Origin of the sequence: Klebsiella pneumoniae subsp. pneumoniae HS11286 (assembly GCF_000240185.1) — a bacterium.
Taxonomy (GTDB): Bacteria; Pseudomonadota; Gammaproteobacteria; order Enterobacterales; family Enterobacteriaceae; genus Klebsiella; species Klebsiella pneumoniae.
In genome coordinates this window covers 1628736-1647196 of the sequence record NC_016845.1, presented here as the reverse complement: position 1 = coordinate 1647196, position 18461 = coordinate 1628736, and the positions used below count along the sequence as shown (strand labels likewise).

General features: G+C 56.1%; 19 protein-coding genes. 2 read left to right on the top strand and 17 right to left on the bottom strand.

Annotation, left to right across the window (positions count from 1 at the left end):
• Positions 1-6 precede the first annotated feature (6 nt).
• The 4 genes from KPHS_15820 to KPHS_15780 all read right to left on the bottom strand — a co-directional run bounded on the left by KPHS_15820 (position 7) and on the right by KPHS_15780 (position 3975).
• Positions 7-1299, bottom strand: coding sequence for a translocation protein TolB precursor (locus KPHS_15820; protein YP_005225882.1), 1293 nt, complete (start codon positions 1297-1299; stop codon positions 7-9).
• Positions 1300-1428: 129 nt separating this feature from the next.
• A complete protein-coding gene (locus KPHS_15810; protein ID YP_005225881.1) occupies positions 1429-2751 on the bottom strand; it encodes a TolA colicin import membrane protein in 1323 nt (440 codons plus the stop codon).
• A 99-nt stretch (positions 2752-2850) separates the two neighbouring features.
• On the bottom strand, positions 2851-3279 hold the full coding sequence (locus KPHS_15790) for a colicin uptake protein TolR (protein ID YP_005225880.1): 429 nt from the start codon (positions 3277-3279) through the stop codon (positions 2851-2853).
• A gap of 3 nt (positions 3280-3282) precedes the next feature.
• Positions 3283-3975 (bottom strand): protein TolQ, encoded by a 693-nt coding sequence (locus KPHS_15780; protein ID YP_005225879.1) that lies wholly within the window; start codon positions 3973-3975, stop codon positions 3283-3285.
• A 69-nt stretch (positions 3976-4044) separates the two neighbouring features.
• Here KPHS_15780 and KPHS_15800 point away from each other — a divergent pair, with 69 nt between their 5' ends.
• Positions 4045-4239 (top strand): hypothetical protein, encoded by a 195-nt coding sequence (locus tag KPHS_15800; RefSeq protein YP_005225878.1) that lies wholly within the window; start codon positions 4045-4047, stop codon positions 4237-4239.
• Positions 4240-4525: 286 nt separating this feature from the next.
• On the opposite strand, the gene KPHS_15770 is transcribed toward KPHS_15800, so the two are convergent.
• From KPHS_15770 to KPHS_15660, 11 genes are all read right to left on the bottom strand, one after another.
• On the bottom strand, positions 4526-4816 hold the full coding sequence (locus tag KPHS_15770) for a cyd operon protein YbgE (protein ID YP_005225877.1): 291 nt from the start codon (positions 4814-4816) through the stop codon (positions 4526-4528).
• A complete protein-coding gene (locus KPHS_15760; RefSeq protein ID YP_005225876.1) occupies positions 4816-4932 on the bottom strand; it encodes a riboflavin synthase subunit beta in 117 nt (38 codons plus the stop codon). Before KPHS_15760 ends, KPHS_15770 begins: the two co-directional genes overlap by 1 nt.
• Positions 4933-4947: 15 nt before the next feature.
• Positions 4948-6087 carry a cytochrome d terminal oxidase polypeptide subunit II gene (locus KPHS_15750; protein ID YP_005225875.1) on the bottom strand — a complete coding sequence of 380 codons (1140 nt, stop codon included), beginning with the start codon at positions 6085-6087 and terminating at the stop codon, positions 4948-4950.
• Between the two features lie 15 nt (positions 6088-6102).
• Complete coding sequence (locus KPHS_15740; RefSeq protein ID YP_005225874.1) at positions 6103-7671, bottom strand: cytochrome d terminal oxidase, polypeptide subunit I; 1569 nt, start codon at positions 7669-7671, stop codon at positions 6103-6105.
• 669 nt (positions 7672-8340) lie between these two features.
• Positions 8341-8484 (bottom strand): hypothetical protein, encoded by a 144-nt coding sequence (locus KPHS_15730; RefSeq protein ID YP_005225873.1) that lies wholly within the window; start codon positions 8482-8484, stop codon positions 8341-8343.
• 11 nt (positions 8485-8495) lie between these two features.
• The gene (locus KPHS_15720; protein ID YP_005225872.1) at positions 8496-9365 is read right to left on the bottom strand and encodes a succinyl-CoA synthetase subunit alpha; all 870 of its coding nucleotides are present in this window, start codon (positions 9363-9365) and stop codon (positions 8496-8498) included.
• Positions 9365-10531: a succinyl-CoA synthetase subunit beta gene (locus tag KPHS_15710; RefSeq protein ID YP_005225871.1), complete on the bottom strand. Its 1167-nt coding sequence runs from the start codon at positions 10529-10531 to the stop codon at positions 9365-9367. The genes KPHS_15720 and KPHS_15710 overlap by 1 nt, the downstream gene beginning before the upstream one ends.
• A gap of 103 nt (positions 10532-10634) precedes the next feature.
• Positions 10635-11861, bottom strand: coding sequence for a dihydrolipoamide acetyltransferase (locus KPHS_15700; RefSeq protein ID YP_005225870.1), 1227 nt, complete (start codon positions 11859-11861; stop codon positions 10635-10637).
• 14 nt (positions 11862-11875) lie between these two features.
• The gene (locus KPHS_15690) at positions 11876-14683 is read right to left on the bottom strand and encodes an alpha-ketoglutarate decarboxylase (RefSeq protein YP_005225869.1); all 2808 of its coding nucleotides are present in this window, start codon (positions 14681-14683) and stop codon (positions 11876-11878) included.
• Between the two features lie 381 nt (positions 14684-15064).
• Positions 15065-15781 carry a succinate dehydrogenase iron-sulfur subunit gene (locus KPHS_15680; protein ID YP_005225868.1) on the bottom strand — a complete coding sequence of 239 codons (717 nt, stop codon included), beginning with the start codon at positions 15779-15781 and terminating at the stop codon, positions 15065-15067.
• Between the two features lie 15 nt (positions 15782-15796).
• Positions 15797-17449: a succinate dehydrogenase flavoprotein subunit gene (locus KPHS_15660; protein ID YP_005225867.1), complete on the bottom strand. Its 1653-nt coding sequence runs from the start codon at positions 17447-17449 to the stop codon at positions 15797-15799.
• Between KPHS_15660 and KPHS_15670 the strand changes: the two genes are divergently transcribed.
• On the top strand, positions 17429-17593 hold the full coding sequence (locus KPHS_15670) for a hypothetical protein (RefSeq protein ID YP_005225866.1): 165 nt from the start codon (positions 17429-17431) through the stop codon (positions 17591-17593). The genes KPHS_15660 and KPHS_15670 overlap by 21 nt on opposite strands.
• Here KPHS_15670 and KPHS_15650 read toward each other — a convergent pair.
• Complete coding sequence (locus tag KPHS_15650) at positions 17563-17910, bottom strand: succinate dehydrogenase cytochrome b556 small membrane subunit (protein ID YP_005225865.1); 348 nt, start codon at positions 17908-17910, stop codon at positions 17563-17565. The genes KPHS_15670 and KPHS_15650 overlap by 31 nt on opposite strands.
• A complete protein-coding gene (locus tag KPHS_15640) occupies positions 17904-18179 on the bottom strand; it encodes a succinate dehydrogenase, cytochrome b556 subunit (protein ID YP_005225864.1) in 276 nt (91 codons plus the stop codon). The genes KPHS_15650 and KPHS_15640 overlap by 7 nt, the downstream gene beginning before the upstream one ends.
• Positions 18180-18461: the final 282 nt, after the last annotated feature.

The window sequence follows — 18461 nt, the reverse complement described above, 5'->3', positions numbered from 1 at the left end:
TTATTATCACAGATACGGCGACCAGGCAGGCGATTTTACCTGTCCATCAGTTGCCGGAAGACGCGCTTTGAAACGCCCATCTGTAGAAACCAGATTCAGCACGGATCCCATCCCCTGAGAAGAGCTGTAGATTACCATAGTGCCGTTAGGTGCCAGACTTGGCGTTTCGTCTAAAAACGTTGATGACAGAACCTGTACACCACCCGTTTCCAGATCTTGTTTGGCAATGTGCTGCTGACCGCCGGCCGAGCTGACCATTACCATGGTTTTACCATCCGCGCTCACGTCGGCGTCCTGGTTCTGAGAACCTTCCCAGGTGATACGCTGCGGCGTGCCGCCATTAATGTTGACTTTATATACCTGCGGACGACCTGCCTGGTCAGAAGTGAAGGCCAGATTCTGGCTGTCCGGGAACCAGCTTGGTTCGGTGTTGTTGCTGCGACCGTTGGTCACCTGACGAATCTGACCCGATCCCAGATCCATTACGTACAGGTTCAGGCTACCGGTTTTCGACAGCGCGAACGCCAGTTTAGAACCATCCGGTGAGAACGCCGGGGCGCCGTTGTGCTGCGGGAAGGAGGCGATCTGACGCACAGAGGCGTTCGCCAGGGTCTGAACCACCAGCGCAGAACGACCGCTTTCAAAGGTAACGTAGGCCAGTTTAGAACCGTCCGGAGACCAGGCCGGGGACATCAGCGGCTGGGAGGAACGGTGAACCAGGAACTGGTTGTAACCATCGTAGTCGGACACGCGCAGTTCGTAAGGGTACTGGCCGCCGTTTTTCTGCACCACGTAGGCGATACGGGTACGGAAGGCGCCCTTGATGCCGGTCAGCTTCTCAAATACCGCGTCGCTGGCCGCGTGCGCCGCATAGCGCAGGTACTGCTTAGTGACTTTAAAAGAACCTTGCGCCAGCGTTGTGCCCGGCGCTCCGCCGGTGTCCACCAGTTGATACGCAACCTGATAAGAACCATCCGGATTTTGCGTGACCTGGCCGACGACTACGGCGTCAATACCCAGCGCAGACCAGGCAGCAGGCTGCACTTCCTGGGCACTAGTCGGCTGCTGCGGCAGACGAGAGCGATCCAGCGGATTGAATTTACCGCTGTTGCGCAGGTCAGCTGCCACGATACCACCGACATCTTCCGGCGCAGCGCCCTGGCCGGCCCACTGGAACGGTACCACGCCGATAGGGCGCGCCGAGTCCACCCCCTGGGTGATCTCGATACGTACTTCTGCGTGCAGCACCGCCGCCCACAGCATTAAAAAACCAAATGCTACTCGTAATGCCTGCTTCATCATATCTCCCTTATCCGGGCGGAAAGCCCACGATAATTTAGCAGAATGTTAACAAACTCAAATATACAAAACTACCAAAACCCTGTGACTACCATAGATTGTTTTTCCCCGTTTGCACGGGGAAAAATGTCACTGAGGTTTGAAGTCCAGTGGCGCATTTTTGAAGACTTCATATACTGCCTGGCTAGGTGGTTTCGGAAACTTAGCCTGTCGGGCTGCGGCAAGAGCGGCCTGGCACAGAGCAGGATCACCACCTTCGGACTGTATATTTAACAACAGACCGTCAGGAGCAAGTTTGATACGCAAGGTACATGTTTTGCCCGCATAGGACGATGCGTCATAAAACTTACTTTCAATCGCCGATTTTATCTGTCCGGCATAGTTGTTGATATCAGCCCCTGAGGCACTGTTTTTAGTATTACCACTCCCGGCAGCGGAGGCATTGTTTCCTTTGGCCCCACCGCCTGTTTTAGGCGCATTCTTACCAGAACTCAGATCGCCGAGCAGGTTGTCAACGCCGTCCGCTTCTTTCGCAGCCGCCGCTTTCTTCGCCGCCGCGGCTTTTGCTGCTGCCGCCTTGGCCGCTTTATCAGCTGCAGCCTTCTCTGCTGCAGCCGCTTTCGCTGCCGCCGCTTTTTCAGCGGCTGCGGCTTTCTCGGCGGCGGCCTTCTCAGCGGCCGCTTTTTGCGCGGCTGCTTTCTCAGCGGCTTTTTCGGCAGCCGCTTTTTCAGCTGCCGCCTGCTTAGCCGCTTCCTGCTGGGCTTTTTTCTCCGCTTCCTGTTGCGCTTTCTTCGCAGCCGCCGCTTCCGCTTTCTTCTGCGCCTCGGCCGCAGCTTTCGCCGCTTCAGCTTCCGCCTGTTTCTTCGCCTCGGCAGCGGCTTTCGCTGCAGCGGCTTCGGCCTGCTTCTTCGCGTCAGCAGCCGCCTTGGCCGCCGCCTGTTCTGCCGCTTTCGCCTGGGCATCCGCCTTCGCTTTCGCCTCGGCGGCCGCTTTGGCAGCGGCTTCCTGCGCTTCTTTTGCCTGTGCGTCCGCTTTGGCTTTTGCCGCCGCGGCGGCCTTGGCAGCCGCTTCTTCAGCCTGCTTCTGCTGCTCCTTCGCTTCTTTCGCCGCTTCCTGCGCCTGCAGCCGCTCCTGTTCGAGCTGTTTCAGCCGTTCCTGTTCCGCCGCCTGTTTCTCACGTAACTCTTCCGCCTGCTGCTGCGCCTGTTTTTCACGCTGTTCAGCGGCGCGACGTGCGCTGGCCTGCTGCTGTTGCTGACGGTTATAGTTATTTACCACCGCCCCCGGATCGACCATGACGGCATCAATCGACGATCCGCCGCCGCCGGCAGAGGCATCCAGATGCTCGTCAAACGAACTCCAGATCAGCAGCGCGATCAGAATGATGTGCAGCGCGACTGAAATGATGATCGCTCGTTTAAGCTTGTCGTTTTGTTCGGTTGCCTTTGACACTATCGGTTCCCAAAAGCTGTTCGCCTGTATCCGCGATGCGCACCGACGACGAGCGATACCCGCCACCGGACGCCGCGCGGACGCACCTACCTGAAGCGATTAAATAGGTTTGGTCATCAAGCCGACCGATTTAACCCCTGCACTATGCAACAGGTTCAGCGCTTTAATAATTTCATCGTAAGGGACGTCTTTCGCACCGCCGATCAGGAATACCGTTTTTTCATTGGCTTCAAGACGACGCTTCGCTTCGGCAATTACCTGCTCCGGCGGCAGCTGGGACAGCGTCTCCTGCCCCACCTTCACGCTGTACTGCCCTACCCCGGAGACTTCCACAATCACCGGCGGATCGTCATTGCTTTTCACCGCTTGCGATTCCGTGGCGTCCGGCAGATCGACTTCCACGCTCTGCGTAATGATCGGCGCCGTTGCCATAAAGATCAGCAGCAGCACCAGCAGGACATCCAGCAGCGGAACGATGTTGATCTCGGACTTCAGTTCGCGACGTCCGCGTCCACGTGCTCTGGCCATGGCTTACCCCTTATTGCTTTCGCTGGTGGTAAAGGCCTGACGGTGCAGAATAGCGGTGAACTCTTCCATAAAGTTGTCGTAATTCAGTTCAAGCTTGTTCACGCGCTGGTTCAGGCGGTTATACGCCATGACCGCCGGGATTGCGGCGAACAGACCAATCGCGGTGGCGATCAGCGCTTCGGCGATACCTGGCGCCACCATCTGCAGGGTGGCCTGCTTCACCGCGCCAAGGGCGATAAAGGCGTGCATAATCCCCCAGACGGTACCGAACAGACCGATATACGGGCTGATCGAGCCTACGGTGCCGAGGAACGGAATATGGGTCTCCAGCGTTTCCAGTTCGCGGTTCATCGAAATACGCATCGCGCGCGATGCCCCTTCGACAATCGCTTCCGGCGCATGGCTGTTAGCCCGATGCAGGCGTGCAAACTCTTTGAAACCGCTGTAGAAGATTTGTTCCGAACCGGTCAGGTTATCGCGACGCCCCTGGCTCTCCTGGTACAGACGAGAGAGCTCGATCCCGGACCAGAATTTGTCCTCGAACGCTTCAGCTTCACGCGCGGCCGAGTTAAGGATACGCGTTCTCTGAATAATGATAGCCCAGGAAGCGATAGAAAAACCAATCAAAATCAACATGATAAGTTTTACCAGAAGGCTCGCCTTCAGGAACAAATCAAGGATATTCATGTCAGTCACTGCTTAAACTCCGCGACAATAGACTTGGGAAGCGCACGTGGCTTCATTAAGAGTGGATCAACGCACACAATGAGAACCTCAGCTTCGTTTAACACTGTATTCTCGGCGTTGACGATTCGCTGCGTGAAAACCAAAGAGGTGCCGCGCATCGAGGTAATTTCCGTCTGGACTTCGAGCATGTCGTCGAGTCTGGCGGGGGCAAAATACTCCAGCGTCATTTTGCGAACCACGAAGGCAACGCGTTCAGCCAACAGCACCTGTTGACTAAAGTGATGGTGGCGCAGCATCTCTGTGCGTGCTCTTTCATAAAAAGCGACGTAACTGGCGTGGTAAACCACACCACCGGCATCGGTATCTTCGTAGTAGACCCGAACCGGCCATCGAAACAGCGTTGTATTCACTTTACATCCCGGTAATGCAAAAAAAGGTTAGAGCTTTCAAACTTCGCTACTATACGCGCGGGAAAGGTGCTTTGGAATGGGGGAAAGTAAACGGGGCGTAAATTTTTATGGGCTTATGCAAGCCCATAGCATTAACAGAGATCTCTTATTCAAAAGAAGAAAAAGAAGAGACCTAAAGCGAGCACGATATCAGCGATAAGCGGACAAAAAATCCCCTGCCAGTGAACGGCACGCGGGCGAAAGCCCACGCCGTGAATAACGCCGCTGCAAACCGCCCACATCAGCAAGAAACCATGCCAGATTTCCAGCTCGCTGGTCTTCGCCGCAAAGCGCGACGGATCCCAGAAAATGCAGCCAGCCAGCAGCAGCGCCATCAATAAGGAAAGCGCCCGGAGCGGGCGCTTGTCCATTATCGCGTACAGAGTAGCGATAAATTTCATCAGATTTCTTCTTTCTTCCCGGCTTTGGTGGCTTCCACGTGCTCAAGCGCCAGCGCGGTAATGACCCCAAAAGCACAGGCAAGAAGCGTTCCCAAAATCCATGCGAAGTACCACATATATAGCTCCTTACCTTAGTACAGCGAGTGGGTATTCTTTTCGATGTCTTCGCGCGTTATGCGGCCAAACATCTTCCAGTAACACCAGCTGGTGTAGGCCAGAATGATCGGCACGAAAACAATCGCCACGTAGGTCATCAGGTTCAGCGTCCGCTGACTGGAGGTCGCGTCCCACATTGTCAGGCTGGCGTTCAGCATGGTGCTGGACGGCATGATGAACGGGAACATCGCGATACCGGCAGTCAGAATGATGCAGGCCAGGGTCAGCGAGGAGAACAGGAATGCCCAGGCACCTTTATCCGCTTTGGTCGAAACGACGGTCAGCAGCGGCAACACCACGCCCAGGGCAGGCACCGCCCACAGCGCTGGCATATTGTTAAAGTTCACCATCCACGCGCCAGCTTCCCGCACCACTTCCTTGGTCAGCGGGTTAGACGGGCCGGTATGGTCAATCACCGATTTCACCACATAGCCGTCGATGCCGTAGTAGACCCACACGCCCGCCAGCGCGAAGCAGACCAGCGTCACCAGCGCCGCCACCATGGAAACGGTGCGAGTACGCAGGTGCAGTTCGCCTACGGTACGCATCTGCAGATAGGTGGCGCCCTGAGTCAGGATCATCGCCACGCTGACGATACCGGCCAGCAGACCAAACGGGTTCAGCAACTGGAAGAAGTTACCGGTATAGAACAGACGCAGGTATTCATCGACGTGGAACGGCACGCCCTGCAGCAGGTTGCCAAAGGCCACGCCAATCACCAGCGGCGGCACGAAGCTACCGATGAAGATGCCCCAGTCCCACATGTTGCGCCAGCGGGTGTCCTCGATCTTGGAACGGTAGTCAAAACCGACCGGACGGAAGAACAGCGAGGCCAGCACCAGAATCATCGCCACATAGAAGCCAGAGAACGCCGCGGCGTAAACCATCGGCCAGGCAGCGAACAGCGCGCCGCCGGCGGTGATCAGCCACACCTGGTTACCGTCCCAGTGCGGGGCGATGGCGTTGATCATAATCCGACGCTCGGTGTCGTTGCGGCCGAGGAAGCGGGTGAGCATGCCCACCCCCATGTCGAACCCGTCGGCGACGGCAAAACCAATCAGCAGAATGCCAATCAGCAGCCACCAGATAAAACGCAATACTTCATAATCGATCATTTGACGACTCCTGTCTTAGCGTGCCGACTGAATAGCCGCAGAGGACTGTTCAAAGTGATAGCGGCCGGTTTTCAGGCTGCTAGGTCCTTTGCGGGCAAACTTGAACATCAGGAACAGTTCAGCCACCAGGAACAGCGTGTACAGACCACAGATCAGCAACATTGAGAAGATCAGGTCGCCCGCGGTCAATGATGAGTTAGCCACCGCCGTCGGCAGGACCTCACCAATCGCCCACGGCTGACGGCCGTATTCGGCAACAAACCAGCCCGACTCCACGGCAATCCACGGCAGCGGCAGGCCGTAGAATGCGGCGCGCAGCAGCCATTTTTTCTCGCCGATGCGGTTACGGATCACGCTCCAGAAGGAGGCGCCTATAATCAGCAGCATCAGGATGCCGCACGCCACCATGATACGGAAGGCGAAGTACAGCGGTGCGACGCTTGGAATGGAATCTTTGGTCGCTTTGGCGATCTGCTCTTCCGTGGCGTCAGCGACGTTCGGGGTATAGCGCTTCAACAGCAGGCCATAACCGAGGTCCTTCTTCACGTTATTGAACTGGTCGCGCACGGCCTGATCGGTTGAACCGGCGCGCAGCTGTTCCAGCAGCGCGTAGGCTTTCATGCCGTTACGGATACGCTCTTCGTGCTGAACCATCAGATCCTTGAGGCCGATAACCGGCTTGTCCACCGAGCGGGTAGCAATGATGCCCAGCGCGTAGGGGATCTGGATCGCAAAGTGGTTGGTCTGCGCATTCTGATCGGGAATACCAAACAGGGTGAAGGCCGCCGGCGCAGGCTGGGTTTCCCACTCTGCTTCGATAGCCGCCAGTTTGGTTTTCTGCACGTCACCCATTTCGTAACCGGATTCGTCACCCAGCACAATAACGGAGAGGATCGCCGCCATACCGAAGCTGGCTGCGATGGCAAAGGAGCGCTTGGCAAAGGCGAAGTCGCGACCTTTCAGCATGTACCAGGAGCTAATCGCCAGGATGAACATCGCGCCGGTGACATAGCCCGACGCCACAGTGTGAACGAATTTCACCTGGGCGACCGGGTTGAGCACCAGTTCAGAGAAGCTGACCATCTCCATACGCATGGTTTCGAAGTTGAAGTCCGATGCGATAGGGTTCTGCATCCAGCCGTTGGCGACAAGGATCCACAGCGCGGAGAGGTTGGAACCCAGCGCAACCAGCCAGGTGACGGCCATGTGCTGAACTTTGCCCAGACGATCCCAACCGAAGAAGAACAGACCTACAAAGGTGGATTCGAGGAAGAAGGCCATCAGACCTTCAATGGCCAGCGGCGCACCAAAGATATCGCCCACGTAGTGTGAGTAATACGACCAGTTAGTCCCGAACTGGAACTCCATGGTCAGACCGGTCGCCACACCCAGCGCGAAGTTGATACCAAACAACTTGCCCCAGAATTTGGTCATATCTTTATAAATCTGTTTGCCGGAAAGGACGTAGACCGTTTCCATGATGGCCAGCAGGAACGCCATACCGAGCGTTAGCGGCACAAACAGGAAGTGGTACATCGCGGTCAAGGCAAACTGTAAGCGCGACAGTTCGACTATATCTAACATCATGACTCCTTGCTCATCGCATGAAGACTCCGAAAATGAACCGAGAAGCTCTGGCTCATACGCATGCCCCAATACAAATTTATTTGTCGCCCGTCCACAGCAGGTTTCAATCGAAGGTAAAACCATGCCAGGGTAAGGTTACAAATACGTTAACGAAAAACCCAATTGATTCCCCAATATATTACGCCGCAATAACCTTACAATAAATATGTTTTTATTGTTCCAGTTTTACATTTTTCGACGGTGATCAATATATAGTGAAGATGGCTGAATTCAGCCAATTTGACTTGAGACAATTTAACGTTTTTTGAGGGATTTTTCCAAGGATTAAGTATTGATATAAATCAATTTTTACTCTATGTGTTAATTATGTAGCCCAATAAAGAATATTGGTGAACTTAATGTTAATTAAGTGTTTAAACTATGGCTTTTCCAGTTACTAAAAAGAGAGATATGAGAATCATAGGTAATATTATTTAACGTCGTGGAAAAAAAACAAAAAAAAGGAACCGTTCCGAATAATGTTAGACCGCTCACAGTATTTTATCTTCTTCCTTATCCCCTGCCCCACGCTTTTTCGCTGCCGCTTTTGTTTCCCAACGGTACAGCCGGGATATATTTTTTAGCCAGTACAGCGCATCGAAAATACTTATTAAATAATAAATTAAATCAATATGATAGATAGGGCTTTTCGCAGAAAATCAATTCGTTGTTGGCGCTGCGGTTCTGACGAGACGGGATAACGGTCACAAAAAAGGCCACCTGACGGTGGCCAACCATGTCGAAATCGGACAGATTTCTGCTTGCGGACAAGCAGAGAGGGTTTACTTGATAATAGCTTTCAGCGCTTCGCCGATGTCGGCCAGGCTGCGAACAGTTTTCACACCCGCCGCTTCCAGCGCTGCGAATTTCTCATCCGCTGTACCTTTACCGCCGGCGATGATAGCGCCCGCGTGGCCCATACGCTTGCCTTTCGGCGCGGTAACGCCCGCGATGTAGCCGACAACCGGCTTAGTGACATGATCTTTAATATAAGCAGCCGCTTCTTCTTCCGCGCTGCCGCCGATCTCACCGATCATGACGATCGCTTCGGTCTGCGGATCTTCCTCGAACATCTTCAGGATATCGATGAAGTTGGAGCCCGGGATCGGGTCGCCGCCGATACCGACGCAGGTAGACTGGCCGAAGCCGTAGTCGGTGGTCTGCTTAACCGCTTCATAGGTCAGGGTGCCGGAACGGGAAACGATGCCCACTTTACCCGGCTTGTGAATGTGACCCGGCATGATGCCGATTTTGCACTCGCCCGGAGTGATAACGCCCGGGCAGTTCGGGCCGATCATACGCACGCCCGCTTCGTCCAGCTTCACCTTCACGGTCAGCATATCCAGCGTTGGGATACCTTCGGTGATGGTGATGATAAGCTTAATGCCCGCGTCGATCGCTTCCAGGATGGAATCTTTGCAGAACGGCGCCGGAACGTAGATCACGGTCGCGGTCGCGCCGGTCGCTTCAACGGCTTCGCGCACGGTGTTGAACACCGGCAGGCCCAGGTGAGTGGTGCCGCCTTTGCCTGGCGTCACGCCGCCAACCATTTGCGTACCGTAAGCGATCGCTTGTTCAGAGTGGAAGGTCCCCTGGCTACCGGTGAAGCCCTGGCAGATAACCTTGGTATCTTTATTGATTAAAACTGACATTATTTCCCCTCCACTGCGGCAACAACCTGCTGTGCTGCGTCCGTCAGACTTTTCGCTGCAATAATATTCAGGCCGCTGTCAGCCAGTTTTTTCGCGCCCAGTTCGGCGTTGTTACCTTCCAGACGTACAACAACCGGAACGTTAACCCCTACTTCCGCTACCGCGCCGATGATGCCGTCAGCGATCAGGTCGCAACGCACGATGCCGCCGAAGATGTTAACCAGCACCGCTTTAACGTTGTCGTCAGAGAGGATGATTTTGAACGCTTCGGTCACGCGCTCTTTGGTCGCGCCGCCGCCTACGTCGAGGAAGTTAGCCGGTTCGCCGCCGTGCAGCTTAACGATGTCCATGGTACCCATCGCCAGGCCTGCGCCGTTAACCATGCAGCCGATGTTGCCGTCCAGCGCGACGTAGTTCAGTTCCCACTGCGCCGCCTGCGCTTCACGTGGGTCTTCCTGAGACTGATCGCGCATTTCGCGCAGATCCGGCTGGCGGAACAGCGCGTTGCCGTCAGCGCCCAGTTTGCCGTCGAGGCAGATCAGGTCGCCCTGCTTGGTGATCACCAGCGGGTTGATCTCGATCAGCGCCAGGTCGCGCTCAAGGAAAATGGTCGCCAGACCCATGAAAATCTTGGTGAACTGCTGAACCTGTTTACCTTCCAGACCCAGTTTGAACGCCAGTTCACGACCCTGGTAAGGCATCGGGCCCGCCAGCGGATCGATGGCGATCTTGTGGATCAGGTGCGGGGTCTCTTCCGCCACTTTCTCGATTTCCACGCCGCCTTCGGTAGACGCCATGAACACCACGCGACGGGAGCTACGGTCAACAACCGCGCCCAGGTACAGCTCTTTGTCAATATCGGTCGCCGCTTCAACCAGGATCTGGTTAACCGGCTGGCCGTTCGCATCTGTTTGATAGGTCACCAGACGTTTGCCCAGCCAGTGCTCGGCAAATGCGCGGATCTCTTCTTTGCTCTTAACTACTTTCACACCGCCCGCTTTGCCGCGGCCACCAGCGTGAACCTGACATTTCACTACCCACGGACCCGCGCCGATTTTTGAAGCGGCTTCTTCTGCTTCACGCGGAGTAGTACAGGCATAACCCACCGGCGCCGGTAAGCCATAGCGGGCAAAAAGTTGTTTTGCCTGATATTCATGTAAGTTCATGTGTTCAGTCCATCCTTCAGGGTGTAATTATCTTTAAACCTGTAGGCCTGATAACGGCGCTAACGCGTGTTATCCGGCCTACGGTAGGTAATACGCTTGCTGACTACACGTCCAGCAGCAGACGGGTCGGATCTTCCAGCAGCTCTTTAATCGCCACCAGGAAGCCTACCGATTCACGTCCGTCGATCAGACGGTGGTCATAGGAGAGCGCCAGGTACATCATCGGCAGGATCTCTACCTTGCCATTGACCGCCATCGGACGGTCTTTAATGGCATGCATACCCAGAATAGCGCTCTGCGGTGGGTTGATGATCGGCGTGGACATCAGGGAGCCGAAGACGCCGCCGTTGGTAATAGTGAAGTTACCGCCGGTCAGGTCGTCTACGGTCAGCTTGCCGTCGCGGCCTTTCACTGCCAGCTCTTTGATATTCTTTTCGATATCCGCCATGCCCAGCAGGTCGACGTCACGCAGCACCGGGGTGACCAGACCGCGCGGAGTGGATACGGCCATGCTGACGTCGAAGTAGTTGTGGTACACCACGTCGTCGCCATCGATGGAAGCGTTCACTTCCGGATAGCGTTTCAGCGCTTCCACTACCGCTTTCACGTAGAAGGACATAAAGCCCAGGCGGATGCCATGACGTTTTTCGAACGCCTCACCGTACTGCTTACGCAGATCCATGATGGGCTTCATGTTGACTTCGTTAAAGGTCGTCAGCATGGCGGTAGAGTTTTTCGCTTCCAGCAGACGTTCGGCTACGCGTTTACGCAGACGGGTCATCGGGACGCGTTTTTCCGAACGGTGGCCCAGCTGCGGCGCCGGCGCGGCTGCCGGGGCGGCGGCTGGCGCTTTGGCTTCTGCCGGCGCCGGGGCTTTCGCCAGATGTTTCTCAACGTCTTCGCGGGTCAGACGACCGCCGACGCCAGTGCCTTTGATGGCCGCTGGGTCAAGGTTGTGTTCAGCCAGCAGACGACGGATCGCCGGGCTCAGCGCGTCGTTGTTCTGCTCTTCCAGAGAGGCCTGCTGACGCTGCGCCGGAGTGGACGCTTTCGCATCGGCTTTCTCGCTGCTTTCTTTACCTGCGCTGTTGCCTTCGCGCAGGCGGCCAAGGATCTGGCGAGACAGGACGGTGGCGCCCTCGTCTTCCAGCACTGCATCCAGAATGCCGTCCGCTGATGCCGGTACTTCCAGTACCACTTTGTCAGTTTCGATTTCGACCAGAACTTCGTCACGGACGACCGCGTCGCCCGGTTTTTTGTGCCAGGTGGCGACGGTTGCGTCAGCTACGGACTCAGGCAGGTCGGGAACCAGAATATCTACGCTACTCATTGTGTATCCTTTAATTAATCGACGTTCAGCGCGTCATTGACCAGATCTTGTTGCTGTTTCTGGTGAACGGACATATACCCTACCGCCGGAGAGGCGGAGGCCGGGCGGCCTGCATAACGCAGAGAGGCCCCAAACGGAATCACTTCACGGAAGTGATGCTGGCTGCAGTACCATGCGCCCTGGTTGAGCGGCTCTTCCTGGCACCAGACAAAATCATGCACGTGCGCATACGCTTTCAGCGCTTCCTGCACCGCCTGATGCGGGAACGGATAGAGCTGCTCGATACGAACGATAGCGACATCTTTTTGCTCGTTTTTGCGGCGCTGTTCCAGCAGGTCGTAGTAAACCTTACCAGAGCACAGCACAACGCGCTTCACAGCCTGCGGATCAAGTTGATCGATTTCACCAATAGCCGGCAGGAAAGTGCCGTTCGCCAGCTCATCCATGCTGGAGACCGCCAGCGGATGACGCAGCAGCGACTTCGGCGACATCACCACCAGCGGACGACGCATACCGCGCAGCGCCTGGCGACGCAGCATGTGATAAACCTGTGCCGGCGTGGACGGCACGCAGACCTGCATGTTTTGTTCAGCGCACAGCTGCAGATAACGCTCCAGACGCGCGGAGGAGTGCTCCGGGCCCTGGCCTTCGTAACCGTGCGGCAGGAGCATCACCAGGCCGCACATCCTTCCCCATTTCTGCTCACCGGAGGAGATGAACTGGTCGATCACCACCTGCGCGCCGTTGGCGAAGTCGCCAAACTGCGCTTCCCAGATGGTCAGAGTGCGCGGCTCGGCGGTGGCGTAGCCATATTCGAACGCCAGCACCGCTTCTTCAGACAGTACCGAGTCCCAAACGCGGAACTGGCCCTGGCCGTTATGGACATGCTGCAGCGGCGTGTAGGTTGAACCATTGGTCTGGTTATGGATCACCGCATGACGGTGGAAGAAGGTGCCGCGGCCGGAGTCTTCGCCGGACAGACGAACCGGAATACCTTCGTCAACCAGCGTGGCGTAGGCCAGGTTTTCGGCGCCGCCCCAGTCAAACAGCTTCTCGCCTGCCGCCATCGCCTGGCGGTCGGCGTAAATTTTCGCCACGCGGGACTGCATTTCGATACCTTCCGGTACCGTGCTGATGCGTTTGGCCAACTCCTGCAGACGTTTCGGCTCAACTTTATCCGGATAGCTCTCGTCCCACTCGTGGTTGAGGTACGGCGACCAGGTAAAGGAATGCATATTCATCGGACGCCATTCCTGCACCACGCATTCGCCGGCATCCAGCGCATCGCGATAGAGGTTAACCTGCTCGGTCGCATCTTCCAGAGTCGCCACCTTCTCCTGCTCCAGCTTGTCAGCATAGATTTTGCGCGGAGTCGGATGCTTTTTGATCTTCTGATACATCAGCGGCTGGGTTGCGCTCGGCTCATCGGCTTCGTTGTGGCCGTGACGGCGGTAGCACACCAGATCAATGAAGACATCGCGTTTAAAGGTATTGCGGAAATCAAGCGCCAGACGGGTGACGAAGGCGACCGCTTCCGGATCGTCCGCATTGACGTGGAAAATCGGCGCCTGCACCATTTTACCGATGTCGGTGCAGTACGGCGTCGAGCGCGCATCCAGCGGGTTAGAGGTCGTGAAGCCCACTTGGTTGTTGATAACGATGCGCACGGTACCGCCCACTTCGTAACCGCGGGCTTTGGACATGTTCAGAGTTTCCTGAACCACGCCCTGGCCGGTGACGGCGGCGTCGCCGTGGATGGTAATAGGCAGAACTTTGTTGCTGCTTGGCTCGTCCAGACGATCCAGACGGGCGCGTACGGAACCGATAACCACCGGGCTGACGATCTCGAGGTGCGACGGGTTAAACGCCAGCGCCAGGTGCACCAGACCGCCTTCGGTTTCCATATCGGAAGAGAAGCCCATGTGGTACTTCACGTCGCCGGTGCCGAGGTGTTCTTTATGTTTGCCCGCGAACTCGTCGAACAGGTCCTGCGGTTTTTTACCCAGCACGTTGACCAGCACGTTCAGACGGCCGCGGTGCGCCATGCCCAGCACCACTTCGCGGGTGCCGCTTTTGCCTGCATGGCGGATCATCTCTTTGAGCATCGGGATCAGGGCGTCGCCACCCTCCAGCGAGAAGCGCTTCGCCCCCGGGAATTTGGCGCCGAGGTAGCGCTCCAGACCTTCCGCGGCGGTCAGTTCGCTGAGGAAGCGTTTTTTCTCTTCCGGGGTAAAGCTCGCTTTGCCAGCTACCGATTCAATGCGCTGCTGGATCCAGCGTTTTTCTTCGGTAGAGGTGATATGCATGTATTCCGCGCCGATGGAGCCGCAGTAGGTTTGCTTGAGGGCGACAATCAGCTCGCCCAGCTTCATCGTGTCTTTACCGATGGCAAATGAACCTACGTTATAGCTTTCCTGGAAATCGGCCTCGGTCAGATCGTGGTAGGCCGGATCGAGATCCGCCACTCTCTCTTGCTTCCACAGCCCCAGCGGATCGAGATTCGCATGCTGGTGGCCACGGAAACGGTATGCGTTGATGAGCTGCAGGACTTTAACCTGCTTCACATTAGTGTCTGGGTCGGAAATCGAAGAAGTGTAACGTGAGGCATCCTTCGCCAGTCGACGGAAATAATCACGCGTTTTGGAATGAAATTGATCCGGTTTAACTCCGGTGCCAGGTAACTGCTGGAACATTGAACGCCAGTTGGCGTCAACAGAGTCAGGATCGGTTAAGAAGTCTTCATAGAGCTGTTCTATCCAGCTCTGGTTCGAACCAGAGAGGTAAGAAGAGTCCAGCCAGGCTTTCATTGCGCCGTTCTGCATCGTGATCCCTTAAGCATTCATATGCTTATTTCGCCGTAGAAACTACCACGCACACCGAGTGCACGTGCCGGGGTTCACTTGTTGCGGACGAGTTGTGGTTTCTATCCGCTAAGGAACCTTTAAAAACTGCCATTAATCTTCAGCGTTCAGGCTGCGGTTGCGTTGGCTGCCTTCGCTTACCCCGGTCACATAGTTCACTATGCTCCCGGGGATGCGCTCAGTTGCCGCCTTACCTCGCACTGAACGCCTCGATTACTGGTACATCTTGTGGCGGTTTTTAAAGATTTCCTGCTATATCCCCCGGCGGCGCTAACGCTTGCCGGGGCTACTGCTTTGGTAGCCCGGATAAGCGCTAGCGCCATCCGGGACAGACCGTGTTGCTTACGCGCTGCGCTGCAGCAGCATCGACTTAATATGGCCGATGGCGCGCGTCGGGTTCAGCCCCTTCGGACACACACTGACGCAGTTCATAATGCTGTGACAGCGGAATACGCTGAAAGCATCGCTCAGGCCGTCCAGGCGCTCGCTGGTTTCGGTATCGCGACTGTCGATCAGGAAGCGATACGCGGCCAGCAGGCCAGCCGGGCCGATGAACTTGTCCGGGTTCCACCAGAACGACGGGCACGAGGTCGAACAGCAGGCGCACAGAATACACTCGTACAGCCCGTCGAGTTTCTCACGCTGCTCAGGCATCTGCAGATGCTCGCGAGCCGGAGGATTTTGCCCATTATTCAACAAGTAAGGCTTAATCTTCTCATATTGTGCATAGAATTGCCCCATGTCCACCACCAAATCACGGATAACCGGTAATCCTGGCAGCGGACGGATAACAATCTTCTTGCCCGGCTGATTCAGCGCGGAGATTGGCGTGATGCACGCCAAACCGTTTTTCCCGTTCATGTTCAGACCATCGGACCCGCAGACCCCTTCACGGCAGGAGCGGCGGAACGACAGCGACGGATCTTTTTCTTTCAGCTGGATCAGCGCATCCAGCAGCATCATGTCGCGACCTTCTTCCGCTTCAAGGGTGTAATCCTGCATGTGCGGAGCGTCGTCAACATCCGGGTTATAGCGATAAATTGAAAACTCGAGTTTCATTTTCCTGTCTCCGCATTAGTAAGTACGAATCTTCGGCGGGAATGCCGGACGCAGTTTCGGTTCCATATTGACGCTACGACGCGTCATGGATTCCGACTCTGGCAGGTACAGGGAATGGCACAGCCAGTTTTCATCATCACGATCCGGGAAGTCGAAGCGGCTGTGGGCGCCACGGCTCTCGGTACGGAAGTTAGCGGATACGGCGGTCGCGTAGGCGGTTTCCATCAGGTTATCCAGCTCCAGGCACTCAACGCGCTGGGTGTTGAACTCGCTGGAGGTATCGTCGATACGGGCGTTTTTCAGGCGCTCGCGGATCACTTTCAGTTGCTCCAGACCTTTGTGCATCGCATCGCCTTCGCGGAACACCGAGAAGTTATGCTGCATACATTCCTGCAGCGCTTTACGAATCGCCACCGGATCTTCACCAGAGCGGGTGTTGTTCCAGCGGTTGAGGCGATCCAGCGAGCCTTCGATATCGGATTCGCTGGCGTCGCGCAGCGTGCCCTGCTCGGCAATGGATTCCTGCAGATGCAGGCCCGCCGCGCGGCCGAAGACCACCAGGTCGAGCAGCGAGTTGCCGCCCAGACGGTTGGCGCCGTGGACCGATACGCAGGCGATTTCGCCTACCGCGAACAGGCCCGGGATCACCACGTCTTCGCCCTTCTCATTCACGGTCAACGCCTGGCCGGTGACTTTGGTCGGGATACCGCCCATCATGTAGTGACAGGTTGGGATAACCGGGATCGGCTCTTTCACCGGATCGACGTGGGCAAAGGTACGGGAAAGTTCAAGGATACCCGGCAGACGAGATTCCAGAACCTCTTTACCGAGGTGATCCAGTTTCAGTTTCGCGTGCGGGCCCCACGGACCGTCGCAACCGCGGCCTTCGCGGATTTCGATCATGATGGAACGCGCCACCACGTCACGGCCCGCCAGGTCTTTAGCGTTCGGGGCATAACGCTCCATAAAGCGTTCGCCGTGTTTGTTCAGCAGGTAACCGCCTTCGCCGCGGCAACCTTCGGTAACCAGAACCCCAGCCCCGGCGATACCGGTCGGGTGGAACTGCCACATTTCCATATCCTGCACCGGCACGCCGGCGCGGATGGCCATCCCGACGCCGTCACCCGTATTGATGTGGGCGTTGGTGGTGGACTGATAGATACGGCCTGCGCCGCCGGTCGCCAGCACGGTGGCGCGGGCTTTAAAGTAGACCACTTCGCCGGTCTCGATGCACAGGGCGGTACAACCGACTACCGCGCCGTCCTGGTTTTTCACCAGATCGAGGGCGTACCATTCGGAGAAGATAGTGGTGTGGTTTTTCAGGTTCTGCTGATACAGAGTGTGCAGCAGGGCGTGACCGGTACGGTCAGCCGCCGCCGCGGTACGCGCCGCCTGTTCGCCGCCGAAGTTCTTCGACTGGCCGCCAAACGGGCGCTGATAAATACGGCCATCGTCAAGACGAGAGAACGGCAGTCCCATGTGCTCCAGCTCAAGAATCGCTTCCGGGCCGGTCTTACACATGTATTCGATGGCGTCCTGGTCGCCGATATAGTCCGACCCTTTTACGGTGTCGTACATATGCCATTCCCAGTTATCTTCATGGGAGTTACCGAGCGCGACGGTGATGCCACCCTGCGCGGATACGGTATGGGAACGGGTAGGGAACACTTTGGAGAGCAGTGCACAAGTCTGTCCGCTCTGGGAAATTTGCAGCGCCGCGCGCATACCTGCGCCGCCGGCACCGATGACAACAGCATCAAACTCTCTGACTGGCAATTTCATTACACACCCCACACCACAACAAATCCATAAAGAACGTAAGCCACCAGCGCCACAACGATAGCCAGTTGCAGAACCAGGCGCAGAGCCAGTGGTTTAACGTAGTCTGTTAACACCTGCCACATCCCGATCCAGGCATGGATGAGAATGGAAACGAGAGCCAGCAGAGTGAAGACTTTAGTGAAGCCGGAGGCAAAGAATCCGGTCCACACTTCCCATGAGATTTCACCGGTGGTGGCGAAGAAGCCAACCATGTAGATGATGTAGAGGGTCAGAACGATGGCGGTAGCACGGACCAGGATAAAGTCATGTACGCCGTTGCGTCCCAGTGCTGAGGCGTTGCTTACCATACGAGGACTCCTGCGAGAAGTGAAAGCACGACAGTAATAACAAAAGAAATTTTGGCGGAACGTTTCCCTGCTTCGAGGGTTTCGTCAAGGTAGCCAAAGTCCATCATCAGATGGCGAATACCGACAACGACGTGATAGGCCAGCGCGGTGAGAATGCCCCACATGATGAACTTCACAAAGAAGCTATCCATGATGGAGGCCGCCGTCAGAAAACCTTCTGGGGAGGAAAGGCTGGTGCCCAGCAGCCAAAGCAGAATTCCGACCGCCACGAAGGTGATGACACCGGAAACGCGATGGAGAATGGACGCTATCGCCGTGATTGGGAACCGTATCGTTTGTAGATCCAGATTGACAGGTCTTTGTTTTTTCACATTTCTTACCATGAATAACGCCCACATGCTGTTCTTATTGTTTCCTTCCTCCGGTCTGCTTGCGGGTCAGACAGCGTCCTTTCTATAACCAGAAGTCATGTTAAAACGTCTTTTCAGGCATTAAAACATCACTAAACAACGCTGGGTGGCTCGGGATTGCAGGGTGTTCCGGAGACCTGG

What these genes read in the sequence shown, in the direction of transcription:
- KPHS_15820 (YP_005225882.1), bottom strand. Translation starts at nt 1,299, where the DNA reads ATGAAGCAGGCATTACGAGTAGCATTTGGTTTTTTAATGCTGTGGGCG.
- KPHS_15790 (YP_005225880.1), bottom strand. Translation starts at nt 3,279, where the DNA reads ATGGCCAGAGCACGTGGACGCGGACGTCGCGAACTGAAGTCCGAGATC.
- KPHS_15800 (YP_005225878.1), top strand. Translation starts at nt 4,045, where the DNA reads ATGAGAACCTCAGCTTCGTTTAACACTGTATTCTCGGCGTTGACGATT.
- KPHS_15770 (YP_005225877.1), bottom strand. Translation starts at nt 4,816, where the DNA reads ATGAAATTTATCGCTACTCTGTACGCGATAATGGACAAGCGCCCGCTC.
- KPHS_15760 (YP_005225876.1), bottom strand. Translation starts at nt 4,932, where the DNA reads ATGTGGTACTTCGCATGGATTTTGGGAACGCTTCTTGCCTGTGCTTTT.
- KPHS_15750 (YP_005225875.1), bottom strand. Translation starts at nt 6,087, where the DNA reads ATGATCGATTATGAAGTATTGCGTTTTATCTGGTGGCTGCTGATTGGC.
- KPHS_15740 (YP_005225874.1), bottom strand. Translation starts at nt 7,671, where the DNA reads ATGTTAGATATAGTCGAACTGTCGCGCTTACAGTTTGCCTTGACCGCG.
- KPHS_15720 (YP_005225872.1), bottom strand. Translation starts at nt 9,365, where the DNA reads ATGTCAGTTTTAATCAATAAAGATACCAAGGTTATCTGCCAGGGCTTC.
- KPHS_15710 (YP_005225871.1), bottom strand. Translation starts at nt 10,531, where the DNA reads ATGAACTTACATGAATATCAGGCAAAACAACTTTTTGCCCGCTATGGC.
- KPHS_15700 (YP_005225870.1), bottom strand. Translation starts at nt 11,861, where the DNA reads ATGAGTAGCGTAGATATTCTGGTTCCCGACCTGCCTGAGTCCGTAGCT.
- KPHS_15690 (YP_005225869.1), bottom strand. Translation starts at nt 14,683, where the DNA reads ATGCAGAACGGCGCAATGAAAGCCTGGCTGGACTCTTCTTACCTCTCT.
- KPHS_15680 (YP_005225868.1), bottom strand. Translation starts at nt 15,781, where the DNA reads ATGAAACTCGAGTTTTCAATTTATCGCTATAACCCGGATGTTGACGAC.
- KPHS_15670 (YP_005225866.1), top strand. Translation starts at nt 17,429, where the DNA reads ATGGGAACGGGTAGGGAACACTTTGGAGAGCAGTGCACAAGTCTGTCC.
- KPHS_15650 (YP_005225865.1), bottom strand. Translation starts at nt 17,910, where the DNA reads ATGGTAAGCAACGCCTCAGCACTGGGACGCAACGGCGTACATGACTTT.